The sequence below is a fragment of the Streptomyces sp. NPDC044704 genome, from assembly GCF_056433525.1.
Window position 1 is genome coordinate 569,774 of sequence record NZ_JBWKGY010000002.1, and the last position, 12,101, is coordinate 581,874.

Annotated in this window: 9 protein-coding genes; 6 read left to right on the forward strand and 3 right to left on the reverse strand. The window is 74.2% G+C overall.

What is annotated here, in order from left to right; genetic code table 11:
* The first annotated feature begins 38 nt into the window (after positions 1-38).
* Positions 39-611, forward strand: a complete 573-nt coding sequence (locus tag AC07B0_RS06940) for a helix-turn-helix domain-containing protein (protein WP_356882476.1) — start codon at positions 39-41, stop codon at positions 609-611.
* 84 nt (positions 612-695) lie between these two features.
* Here the strand turns inward: AC07B0_RS06940 and AC07B0_RS06945 are convergent, their stop codons facing one another.
* Complete coding sequence (locus AC07B0_RS06945; RefSeq protein ID WP_478897092.1) at positions 696-3,173, reverse strand: D-alanyl-D-alanine carboxypeptidase family protein; 2,478 nt, start codon at positions 3,171-3,173, stop codon at positions 696-698.
* Between the two features lie 240 nt (positions 3,174-3,413).
* Here AC07B0_RS06945 and AC07B0_RS06950 point away from each other — a divergent pair, with 240 nt between their 5' ends.
* The 5 genes from AC07B0_RS06950 to AC07B0_RS06970 all read left to right on the forward strand — a co-directional run bounded on the left by AC07B0_RS06950 (position 3,414) and on the right by AC07B0_RS06970 (position 10,102).
* The gene (locus AC07B0_RS06950) at positions 3,414-3,836 is read left to right on the forward strand and encodes a GntR family transcriptional regulator (protein ID WP_356882472.1); all 423 of its coding nucleotides are present in this window, start codon (positions 3,414-3,416) and stop codon (positions 3,834-3,836) included.
* Positions 3,833-4,765, forward strand: a complete 933-nt coding sequence (locus AC07B0_RS06955; RefSeq protein WP_478897094.1) for an ABC transporter ATP-binding protein — start codon at positions 3,833-3,835, stop codon at positions 4,763-4,765. The genes AC07B0_RS06950 and AC07B0_RS06955 overlap by 4 nt, the downstream gene beginning before the upstream one ends.
* The gene (locus AC07B0_RS06960; RefSeq protein ID WP_356882468.1) at positions 4,762-5,715 is read left to right on the forward strand and encodes a transporter; all 954 of its coding nucleotides are present in this window, start codon (positions 4,762-4,764) and stop codon (positions 5,713-5,715) included. Before AC07B0_RS06955 ends, AC07B0_RS06960 begins: the two co-directional genes overlap by 4 nt.
* 135 nt (positions 5,716-5,850) lie before the next feature.
* Positions 5,851-6,627 carry a class I SAM-dependent DNA methyltransferase gene (locus AC07B0_RS06965; RefSeq protein WP_467292716.1) on the forward strand — a complete coding sequence of 259 codons (777 nt, stop codon included), beginning with the start codon at positions 5,851-5,853 and terminating at the stop codon, positions 6,625-6,627.
* A 211-nt stretch (positions 6,628-6,838) separates the two neighbouring features.
* Complete coding sequence (locus AC07B0_RS06970; RefSeq protein WP_356882464.1) at positions 6,839-10,102, forward strand: TIM-barrel domain-containing protein; 3,264 nt, start codon at positions 6,839-6,841, stop codon at positions 10,100-10,102.
* On the opposite strand, the gene AC07B0_RS06975 is transcribed toward AC07B0_RS06970, so the two are convergent.
* Together AC07B0_RS06975 and AC07B0_RS06980 are read right to left on the reverse strand one after the other, a co-directional pair.
* Positions 10,092-11,453: an MFS transporter gene (locus tag AC07B0_RS06975; RefSeq protein ID WP_469378091.1), complete on the reverse strand. Its 1,362-nt coding sequence runs from the start codon at positions 11,451-11,453 to the stop codon at positions 10,092-10,094. The genes AC07B0_RS06970 and AC07B0_RS06975 overlap by 11 nt on opposite strands.
* A gap of 38 nt (positions 11,454-11,491) precedes the next feature.
* Positions 11,492-12,088, reverse strand: coding sequence for a TetR/AcrR family transcriptional regulator (locus tag AC07B0_RS06980; RefSeq protein ID WP_469377940.1), 597 nt, complete (start codon positions 12,086-12,088; stop codon positions 11,492-11,494).
* Positions 12,089-12,101 lie beyond the last annotated feature (13 nt).

Consider the following 12,101-nt stretch of genomic DNA (forward strand, 5'->3'; position numbering starts at 1 on the left):
CCCGGGCCCCCGATCGGCCATGGGGTACGTTCACCTGCGTGTCTCGACCAGAACCCACGCCCGAAGCGATCGAGGTCGGCCGGGCGATCCGCGGCTGCCGTACCGCCCGCCGCGTCTCCATGGCCGTACTGGCCACCCGCTCGGGCCTGTCGCAGCCCTTCCTCAGCCAGCTCGAACGCGGCCTGGCCACGCCCAGCCTCAGCTCGATCTACCGGATCGCCGAGGCCCTCGACGTGACACCGGGGACCTTCCTGCGGCCCCCGGACCGGCCCGGAGTCGTCAGTCACGAGAGCGACCCGCAGGTCATCCGCGTGAGCGAGGCCGCCGGACAGGTGGCCCAGGTGCTCATCCCGGGCGGGCGCAGCGGCCTGATGGAGGCCTACGAGCACCACTTCGAACCGGGGCAGGGCGAACGCGGCTGGTTCGAACACCCGGGGGAGGACTTCCTCTACGTCCTGGAGGGGGAGATCGTCCTGGAGGTCGAGGGCGAGGAGCCGCTCGTCCTGCGCGCCGGACAGAGCGCCCACCACCGCGGCGAGGTACCGCACCGCTGCGGGCTGGGCGGGCGCGAGGCCGCGGCCCGCACCCTGCTGGTCATCGCCAACGCGTAGGCCCCGCCCGGGCGGCCCGCGAAGGCCGGCCCGGACGGGGCCCGGGGGTGTGGCGCCGGCCGGACGGCCGGGGTGGAACGGGGTTCAGGACAGGCGTGTCACCCGGGTCCCGAACGACGGCCCGGTCAGGGCGCGCTCGACCGCGACCGGCACGGACTTCGCGCCCGCGCCCTCGCCCACGGTGAGGACACCGACCGCGGTGCCCGCCTTCGCCTCGTGCGGCACGGGCTTCGTGCCGGGGCCGAGCGAGAGCCGCAGCTGCTGGCCCGGTACGGCTATCACGTTGAGGTCCTTCGTGGCCACCAGCGGCGTCGACCCGCCGAGGCCGTCCGACACGTGGCCCACGACCTGGCCCTTGCGGATCACCGGCGCCGAGGTCAGCGCCGTACGGACGGCCTCGATCACCTTGCGGCTGTTCTCCTTCACCAACCCGAGGGCCTTGAAGGCGTTCGGGTCCGGGCCGTCGACGCGCTGTTCCATCATCGCGCCCAGGATCAGCGGGGTTTCGTCCCCGACCGTCTTGTAGGCCGCCCACAGCAGGGTGCCGCCGGCGGGCGTGCTCGACCCGGTCTTGATGCCCTTGATGCTCAGCCCGTTGGACAGCAGCAGGCTGCTGTTGTTGTTCTCGATCGGCTTGGGCAGGCCCTCGATGGTCGCGCTGGGAAGCGCGACGATCGCACGGAACACCTCCTCCTTCATGACCGCTTCCCCGAGCTTGAGCTGGTCGGCCGCGGTGCTGACGGTTCCGGAGTCCAGGCCGCTGGGATCCGTGTACGTGGTGTCGTTCATGCCGAGTTCCTTGGCGGCGGCGTTCATCTTCGCGACGAAGGCGTCCGTCGAGTCACTGCCCGAGTCCCAACGGGCCAGCAGGCGGGCGATGTTGTTCGCGGAGGGGATCATCAGCATCTTCAGCATGTCCTGCTGGCTGAAGGTCGTCCCCGCGGTCAGCCCCTCGATCCGCGACTCGTCGTCCGAGTTGCCGTCGGCCACCGTCTTGGCGTCGACCTCGATGCGCGGACCCGGTTCGCCCTTGCGGAGCGGGTGCTCCTTGAGGATGACGTAGGCCGTCATCACCTTCGCCACGCTGGCCGTCGGCATGGGCTTCTGCTCGCCGAAGGTCCCGATCTCTCCGGAGCCCGGGACGCGCACCGCCGCCTGGCCCTTCGCCGGCCAGGGGATCGAGGTGGTCCCCTCCAGGGTGTACGTCGTCGACCCGGCGACGAGCTGCGGCGCCGGGAGGGGACGCATCAGCTGGGCCCCGGTGGCGGCGGCGGCGAGCAGGAGCAGGATCGGCGTCCACACCTTGACGCGGCGCGTGAGCGTGCGGCGCGTGGTCTCCGGCGGGGGAGCGGTGTTGGTCAGTTCGGCCAGCAGGTCGAGCGGAGGCAGCGGCGCCTCCCGCGTCGGCTCCACCACGGGCGGCTCCGCGACGGGCCGCGCGGCGACGGCCACGGGTGCGGGCCTGCCGGGGTCCTTGAGCGCGACGAACGTACTGGTCCGCTCGGCATCGGACTCGTCGCCGGCCCCCGTCTTACCGCCCTTCGGCCCGGCAGCGGCGTCGGCCTCGCGGGGCTCGCCGGAAGTGGTGCCCGGGGTGCGGTCCCGGGCCGGCTCCCGCGCCCCGCGCTCCGCGTCGGGCTTGGCCCAGGACGGGGTCCGGCGTACGGAGGCGCCGGCGGCAGCGCCTTCGCCCGGCGCGGCTCCGGCCGGTGCGTCTGCCGCCGCCGCGGTGGCGGCTCCGACCTCCTCCGCGGGTTCGGCCGCATCGTCGGGCGCGTCCTCCGCCGTGGGTGCGGCCGGGGCGGCGTCCGGCGTACCGGTTCCCGCATCGGCGTCGGGACCGGCGCCGGCTCCTGCCTCGGGCGCTGCGGTGCCGCCGTCCGGGTCGTCCGAGTCGCCTGCGCCGTTCGCGTCGTCCGCGTCGTCGCCCAGTTCGGTGCCGGTCGCGGTCGTCGAGGAGGGTTCGTCCGTCGCGTCGGCCTCTTCCGCCTCCGTGGCGTTGGCCGGGGCGTCGTCCGGGGCGTGGTCCTGTGCCGGTCGCGGCGCACCGGCTTCCGACCCGGCGTCGGGCCCGGCCGGTGCGCCCCCGTCCGCTTCGCCGTCGTCCGCGTCGTCGTCATCCGCGGTGCCGCTCCGCCCGGCTGCGGGCGCAGCCTCGCGGGCAGCTTCGCCCGCCGCCGCGGACTCGTCGTCGCGCGGCGGAAGTTCGGCCGGGTCCTCGGTGCCGGCGCTCGCTTCGACGTCCGCCTCGACGTCCGCTTCGGCCTCCCCGGCCGGCGCGTCGGTGTCCGCGTCCGCGCCCGAGTCCGCGTCGGAATCCTCCGGAGCCGACTCGCCCCCGCCGGCGGCGGCGTCCCGTACGGGCTCGTCCCCGCCCGGAGCGATCCGCTTCCCGTCCCCGGAACCGGGCACGCCCGCGGCGTCCTCCGCCCGGTCCTCCGGAGTCCCCCCTGTGGTGGTGTCCCGCAGGGCCGGGTCCGGGGCCGGAACGGCGTTCCCGCCCTCCGGCGTTCCGTCGCCACCGGCCGCCGTCGCCTCGCCCGCCACCGTTTCCGCCTTCATTCCAGCGCCCCACCTTGCTGCTCACACCCGGCCCGGCCGCTCGCGCGTCGGCCGGCCGGTTCTCGCCGACTCGTCGGCGGGTCCCGCGTCAGGGCCCGCCGAACCCCTAGATGTGCCTCGCGGCCTGCGCGTTCCACCCTTCGGAGCCTGTGACGGTTCGGTCATACTCCGCGCCGTTTGACGAGCCCGCCTCCACCCTGCACTATTCCACTAACGTGTTAGTGGAATGAGGTGGAGCTGATGGAATTCCGAGTCGACCGTCGCAGCGGCGTAGCCACCTATCTGCAGCTCGTCACCCAGGTGAAGCAGGCGCTGCGTCTGGGTGTGCTCGAACCGGGCGACCGGCTGCCGACGGCCCGTGAAGTGGTCGCGGCGACCGCCATCAACCCGAACACCGTCCTGAAGGCGTACCGGGAGCTGGAGCGCGAAGGGCTCGTCGAGCCGCGCCCCGGCGCGGGCACCTTCGTGCGCCGGTCCCTGTCCCACCCCGGGGCGGCGGCCGATTCGCCGCTGCGCCTCGCCCTGGCCGCCTGGATGCTCCAGGCGCGCGAGGCGGGACTCGGCCGCGAGGACATCACGGCGCTCATCGCGGCGACCGTGGACGAAAGCTTCAGCACCTCCGGGCCCCAGGGGCCCGGTCCGTCGAGAGAGGAAACGGCGTGAGCGATCCGACCCACGCTCCGGCACTACGGGCGACGGGCCTCGGGCGGGAGTTCGGCGGCAGGCCGGCTCTGCACGGGTGCGACGTGGAGCTGCCCCCGGGCCGCATCACCGCGCTCGTCGGCCCCAACGGCGCGGGCAAGAGCACGCTGCTCCAGCTCGCCGCGGGCCTGATGCGCCCGTCCGGCGGCGAGATACGCGTCTTCGGTGCCGCCCCCGGCACCTCCGAGGCCCGCCGCCGAACCGCCTACCTCGCGCAGGAGAAGCCGCTCTACCCCGGCTTCACCGTCGAGGAGACCCTGCACATGGGCAGCAGACTCAACCCGCGCCACTGGGACCAGTCCGCCGCCGAACGGCTCGTACGCCAGGGGGACATCCCCTTCCGGGCCCGGATCGGCTCCCTGTCCGGCGGCAACCGCACCAGGGTCGCCCTGTCCCTGGTCCTCGGCAAGCGCGCGGACCTGCTCCTGCTGGACGAGCCGCTCGCCGACCTCGACCCGCTCGCCCGGCACGAGGTGATGTCCCTGCTCATGGCGGAGGCCGCCGAACGCGGCACCAGCATCCTGATGTCCTCGCACGTCCTGGCCGAGATGGAGGACGTCTGCGACCACGTGGTCCTCCTCCAGCGGGGGTGCGTCCGGCTGGCCGGGGACGTCCAGAAGCTCTGCGAGGGGCACGCCTGGCTCACCGGTCGCGCCGACCCGATGGAAGCCGACGGCCTGCCCCGCTCGTTCGACCGCCGTGCCGTCGTGCACGCCGCCGCCAGCGGCCGTCAGGTCACCGCCCTCGTCCGGACGCCTCCCGGGGACCCGTTCGTCCCCGGTGACCGCTGGATCGCCGAAACCCCTTCCCTGGAAACCCTGTTGCTCGCACACCTGCGCGCCCCGCGCCCCGCCGCCCACCCCACCGAGAAGACGGAGGCGGCCGCATGAAGGGCGCGCTCTGGCTGGCCTGGCGCCAGCAGCGGCTGCTGATCCTGGCCGGTACGCTCCTGCTCGTCGGCTGCGCGGTGTGGGTGGCGTACCAGCGCTCCGGGATGGTGCAGCTCATCGAGGAGTACGGGTGGGTGCCCTGCCCCGGCTGGAACGGCGAGTGCGAGGGCCCCGCCACCTTCGAGATCATGGACGAGAACACCGGCCGCATCCGCATGCTCGGCACGCTCGGCCTGGCGGTCCCGGCCCTCATCGGCGTGTTCTGGGGTGCCCCGCTCATCGGCCGGGAGCTGGAGAGCGGCACCTTCAAGGTGGCCCTCACCCAGGGCGTCGGCCCGCGCGGCTGGTTCGCCGCCCGCTTCGGCCTCGCGGCTCTCTTCGCCGTCTTGGCCTCGGCGGTCGTCGCGGCCCTCGTCGCCTGGTACTGGCTGCCCATCGCCAACACCCTCGACGGTCCCTACTGGCACGACGCCGCGATCTACAACGCGACCGGCCCGGCCCCGCTGGCCGGCGCCCTGTTCGCGCTCGCCGCCGGAACCCTCGCCGGACTGCTGGCCCGCAAGGTCCTGCCGGCCATGGGGGCGGCCTTCGGCGTGATCGGCACGGTCATGCTGGCCATGACCTTCTTCCGGACCAGCTGGATCGACCCGGAGACCAGGATCACCCCGGGCATGACGCCGAAGCGGCGCGTCGGCAGCGCCTGGTCCACGGGCGAGTTCGGCTACCTCACGCCGGACGGCCGGGAGTTCTCCATCAACGACGTGTGCCGCACCTCCGGCGAGGAGGCCCGGCTGTGCATGGAGGAGCACGGGTTCGTCAGCCGCTTCCACAAGGTCTATCCCAGCGGCGACTTCTGGACCTTCCAGTGGATCGACACCGCGCTCTACCTGGGCCTGGCGGCCGTCCTGATCGCCGTCACCCTGACCGTCCTGCGCCGCCGTACGGCCTGACCTCCGTACGACCTACCTCCGTACGGCCTGACCTCCGTACGGACCGACCGCCGCCGTACGGGGCGCCCCGCGCCGCCCGTACGCCATCGCAGGTCTTCTCCGCACCTCTTCTCCGTACCCCAGGGGGGACCCCTCATGGCCACCAAGAAGAACCTGACCGCCGACCGCGCCAGCGTCGCCCACAAGGTCCGCTACGCGCTGGGCAACCCGACCCGTATCGCCCCCTACGTGCGGCGCGCCGCCCGCGACAGCTGGCTGCGCTTCAAGCACCCCGACCACGTGGGCTACTACCGGGCCGTCATGGCCTCCGACACCGGCCGCAATCCGGAGGCGGCCGTCGGCAGCCAGACCCACGACCGCTGGCTGGCGCTCGGCAAGATGCAGTTCGACTACCTGACGGAGCACGGCCTGACGCCCGGGCACCGCATGCTCGACATCGGCTGCGGCAACCTGCGGGCCGGCTGGCGGTTCATCGAGCACCTGGAGACGGGCCACTATTACGGCATCGACATCTCGCCCGACATCCTCATAGCCGCCAAGCAGACCCTGACCGGGCGCGGACTCCAGGACAAGCTGCCGCACCTCACCATCACCCAGGACCTGACCCTGGACTTCCTGCCCGACCACCACTTCGACGTGGTGCACGCGCACAGCGTCTTCTCCCACTCGCCGATCGGGATCATCGACGAGTGCCTCGCCCACGTGGGGCGGGTACTGGCGCCGGGAGGCTGGTTCGACTTCACCTTCGACCGCACCGAGGGCACCGAACACCAAGTCCTGCGCGAGGACTTCTACTACCGCACGCAGACCCTGGTCGACCTGGCGGCCAAGCACGGACTGAAGGCCCGCTTCATGGAGGACTGGGAGCGCCTCGGCCACGGCCAGTCCAAGATCCGCGTCACCACCGGCTGACGGGCCGGTCCGCCCTCGCCCCCGGCAGGCCGCCGCAACGGCCCGCCGGGGGCGTCGTGTTGTGTGCGCACGGGGCAGTGTGGTGCTCAAAGCTGCGTGGTAGGTGACGACTTCGAGCAACTTCCTTCAAACGGAGCGCCGGGACGGCTATGTTGCCGGGAGCATGCCAAAGAGGTGTGTCCGCGATCCGGACCGCACGAGGAGCTGCCCCATGACACCGAGCACGAGGCGCGACCGGCACGACCCCCCACCCGCCCGCCGCACCGGCCACCCGCGTGCGACCCCCGCCCGCCGGGTCCTGCGGTCCCCGCTCAAGGCGCTGCTCGCCGCCGCCCTCGCGGTCGCGGGCCTCGCCGCCGCCGGACCGGCCACCGCGCGCGCCGCCGGATCCGCCCCGCCGACGGGTGCGAGCGCACCGGCCGCGACCGCCGGGACGGTCACCGGCTTCACCCGGGCCGGCGGCACGTTCACCGTCAGCACGTCCAGCGGGGCCAAGGCCCGCGTGACCGTCGCCCGTGCCGACGTCTTCCGGCTCTGGCTGTCGCCCGACGGCTCCTTCACCGACGATCCGGCCGGCTCCGACCTGGCGCCCACCACCGACTTCGGCCCGGTGGACACCGCCTACTCGGACGCGGGCACCCACTACCGGATCACCACCGGCGCGCTGTCCATCCACGTCGAGAAGTCGCCCCTGCGGTTCTCGGTCTACCGCGCCGACGACTCCACCCTCGTCTGGCAGGAGACGCGGCCCACCACCTGGGGCGGCGGCAAGACCACCCAGTACCTCGCGCGGGGAGCCGACGAACAGTTCTACGGCACCGGCCTGCGGCTCGGCGAATGGGCGCTGCGCGGCAAGACCGTCCCCGTCGCCGTCGACAACAAGTGGCGCGAGAACGACAACGCCAGCCCCGCCCCCTTCTACATGTCCACCAACGGCTACGGCGTCATGCGCAACACCTGGGCCCCCGGCTCGTACGCCTTCGACGCGCCCACGGCCCTCACCCACGACGAGAACCGCTTCGACGCCTGGTACTTCACCGGGACCTCCCTCAAGTCCGTCCTCGACGCCTACACCGACGTCAGCGGCAAACCCTTCATGGCACCCCAGTGGGGCTTCGAACTCGGCAACGCCGACTGCTTCAACGCCTCCAACCCCGACTACCAGGGCGACCACGGCCGCCTCCGTCACCAGACCACCCCCGACGTCGTCGGGTACGCGGCCGACGCCCGTGCCGCCGACATGCCCTCGGGCTGGTTCCTGCCCAACGACGGCTACGGGTGCGGCTACACCAAGCCCCTGAAGTCCACCGTCGACGCCCTGAAGGCCAAGGGCTTCCAGACCGGCCTGTGGACCTCCACCGGTCTCGGCTCCATCGCCGACGAGGTGGGCACGGCCGGCAGCCGCGGGGTCAAGACCGACGTCGCCTGGATCGGCAGCGGTTACAAGTACGCCTTCGACGGGGTGCGGCAGGCGGTCGAGGGCATCGAGAAGAACTCCGACGCCCGCCGGTACGTCTGGACGGTCGACGGCTGGGCGGGCACCCAGCGCAACGCCGTCGTCTGGACCGGCGACACCCACGGCACCTGGGACGACATGCGCTGGCACGTCCCCGCCATCACCGGCGCCGGACTGTCCGGCCTCAACTACGCCGCCGGGGACGTCGACGGCATCTTCGGCGGCAGCCCCAAGACGTACGTCCGCGACCTCCAGTGGAAGGCCTTCACCCCCGCCTTCATGACCATGTCCGGCTGGGGCGCCACCAACCCCTCGGCCGGCTACCAGGACAAGCAGCCCTGGCGGTTCGCGGAGCCGTACCTCTCCGTCAACCGCAAGTACCTCCAACTGAAGATGCGGCTGATGCCCTACCTGTACACGATGAGCCGCGTCGCCCACGAGAGCGGGGTGCCCAGCACGCGCGCCATGGTCCTGGAGTACCCCGACGACCCGGTGGCCCGCGGCAACGCCACCAGCGGCCAGTTCATGGCGGGCGACTCCTTCCTCGTCGCCCCGGTCGTCTCCGACACCGCGGTGCGCGACGGCATCTACCTGCCCGCGGGCACCTGGACCGACTACTGGACGGGCAGGACGTACGCCGGACCCGGCTGGCTGAACGGCTACAGCGCCCCCCTCGACACCCTGCCGCTGTTCGTCAAGGGCGGCGCGATCGTCCCGATGTGGCCGCAGATGAACCACACCGGGGAGAAGCCGGTCTCCACCCTCACCTACGACATCCACCCCCGCGGCGCCTCCACCTTCAGCCTCTACGAGGACGACGGCCTCACCCGGGCCCACGAATCGGGCGCCTACGCCCGCCAGCGCGTGGACGTCACCGCGCCCGCGACGGGATCCGGCACGGTCACCGTCTCCGTCGGCGCCCCCACCGGCAGCTACCGGGGCAAACCCGCCTCCCGCGGCTACGAGTTCAGCCTCCACGTGGCCTCCGCCCCCGGCGCCCTCACCGCGGACGGCACCCCGCTGACCCGCCTCACCACCAAGAGCGCCTACGACGCCGCCGCGACGGGCTGGTTCTTCGACCCGGCCGACCGCGCGGGCGTCCTGTGGGTCAAGACCGGTACGAAGGCGGGGGCCTTCACCGTCACCGCCACCGGAGTCACCGTCCCGGCGGCCGAACCCGTCCCGGTCTCCTCGCCGCCCCTGGACCGGGCGGGGTGGAGCCTGGTCTCCGCCGACAGCCAGGAGACCACGGCCGAGAACGGCGCCGCCGCCAACGCCTTCGACGGCGACCCGGCCACCTTCTGGCACACGGCCTGGTCCTCCGGCACCCCCGCCGCCCTGCCGCACGAGATCGTCCTCGACCTCGGGGCCCGCCACACCGTCGACGGACTCGGCTACCTGCCCCGCCAGGACGGCGGGACCAACGGCAGGATCGGCGCCTACGAGGTCCACGTCTCGGACACCACCACCGACTGGGGCACCCCGGCCGCCACCGGCACCTTCGCCGACACCCCGGCCGCGCGGACCGTCACCCTCGCCCCCAGGACCGGCCGCTACCTCCGCCTCAGGGCCCTGACCGAGGCGGGCGGCCGCGGCCCGTGGACCAGCGTCGCCGAACTCACCCTCACCGGCAGGCCGGCCCCCCTCCCGGCCGACGCCACCCTCGTCAACGCCGCCTCCGGGCGCTGCGCGGACCTCCCGCACAGCGCCACGACCCCCGGCACCGAACCCACCCTGTACTCCTGCCACGGCGGCCCGAACCAGCGCTGGACGCTGCGCCCGGACGGCCGCCTCACCGGCCTCGCCGGGGTCTGCCTCGACGGCACGGACCCCGCGAAGGTCACCGTCCAGACCTGCGGCGCCGGCCCCGGCCAGAAGTGGCAGACCGCCCCCGACGGCAGCCTCCGTACCGTCGGCCAGTGCCTCGCCCCCGCCGGGTCCGGCACCGCCGACGGGACCCGGCTCACCCGGGCCGCCTGCACGGGCGCCGCCGCCCAGCGCTGGACCCTCACCCCCTGACCCGCCTCCCGCGGGGTCCGGCCCGGCCCCCCACGCCGGGCCGGACCCCGCGGGAGGCGCCGGGCGCCGCCGGGCGGACGCGGCCCGGCAGCGCCGCGGCCGCCGGCAGACCGACGGCGGCCAGCGCGGCGAGCCCGACGAGGGTCCGGCCGGCGGCGTCCGCCGCCGCCGGGCCCGCGGCCCCGGCGCCCGAACCGGCCGCCACGGCGATCCCGAGGGCCGGACCGACGTTCATCGCGGTCTGCTTGAGCCCGCCCACGACCCCCGCGTAGCCGGGCGGGGCATCACCCACGACGGAGGCCGTCGCGGTGACCATCACGGCCGTGAACCCGGCGCCCAGCACCCCGAACGCCACCGGTCCGCCCGAGCCCAGTCCCGCGATCCCGGCCGCCACCAGCACCGTCCCGGCCAGCGCCGTACGCCGGGGCCCCACCCGGCGCAGCGCGGCCCCCGCCACCGGCGCCCCGGCCACCATCAGCGCGGTCATCGGCAGCACCCGCAGCCCCGTCTCCAGCGGGTCCAGCCCCCGTACGTCCTGGAGCAGGAACGTCGCCGTGAACAGCGCCCCGAACATCCCGGCCGACACGGCCAGCAGCAGCGCCATCGACGCCGCGACCGGCCTCGACCGGGCCACCGCGGCCGGCACCAGCGGCCGGGGCCCGCGCCGCTCGCCCCTTACGAACAGCACGGCGAGACCGGCCGCCGCCCCGAAGCCGAGCAGGGTTCCCGAGGCCGTCCAGCCGTGCTCCGCGGCCCCGGTCAGCGCGTACACCGCCGCCGCGACGGCCGCCGCGAGCAGCGCCGGTCCCGCCACGCCCATCGGAGCCGGCCCGGTGCGGGGCGGCGCGGGAACCCGTACGGCCGCCGCGAGGACGGCGATGACCACGGCCACCGGCACGTTGACCAGGAACACCGCCCGCCAGCCCAGTTGCGCGACGACCACCCCGCCCAGCAGCGGCCCCGCCGCCGCGGCCAGCCCGATCGCGCCGGTCCGCACCGCCACCGGCGTGGCCAGCCGCTCCGGCGGATAGGCGAGGCGCAGCAGCGCGAGCGTGGCGGGCTGCATCAGCGCCCCGAACAGCCCCTGGAGGGCCCGCAGCGCGATGACCCAGCCCACGCCGGGCGCGAGCGCGATCCCGGCCGAGGCCGCCGCGAACCCCAGTACGCCGGTCAGCAGCAGCCGCGTGTGCCCGTACCGGTCGCCCAGGCGTCCGGCGATGACCAGGAACGCCGCGACCGTGAGCAGGTAGGCGGTACTCGTCCACTGCACCTGCGCCGCGCTCGCCCCGAGGTCGCGCCGCAGGGCGGGCTGGACCACGATCAGCACCGTGCCGTCGAGGGCGACGAGCATGGCCGCGCTCACGCTCACCAGGAGCGCGAGATGCCGCCTCACGCCGGCTCCGGGCCGAGGTGGGCGTCCAGGGCGGCGCCCACGAGCCGGTCGACGCCGGCCCGCGCGCCGTCCTCCAGGACGAGCGGGAGACTGCCCGACGCCCACAGCTGCGCCAGTCCGTGCAGGTTGGCCCACAGGGCGGCGGCGGTCACCTCGGCCTCCCGCGCCCCGCACCGGGAGACGAGACCGACGAGCAGGGCGAACAGGGGCAGGGTCGACTCCCGCAGCCGCGGCCCGTCCGACGGCTCGTCCCCCGTGCTGTCGAGCAGGTCGTGACGGAACATCAGCTCGAACATGCCCCGCTGCTCCAGCGCGTAGCCGACGTACGCCGTCGCCAGTGCCCGCACCCGCTCGCGCGGGGCGGCGTCCTCGGCGCCCCCGGCGGCGAAGCGGGCGCCGAGGTCGGCGAACCCGCGCCGGGCGATGGCCGACAACAGGGCCCGGTGCGTGGGGAAGTACCGCCGCGGCGCGCCGTGCGAGACCCCGGCGCGCCGGGCGATCTCCCGCAGTCCCACGGCGCCGCTCCCCTCGGCCGTGACCAGTTCCACCCCGACGTCGATCAACCGCTCGCGGAGCGGGCTCCCGGATTCCATGGACACTGTCTAC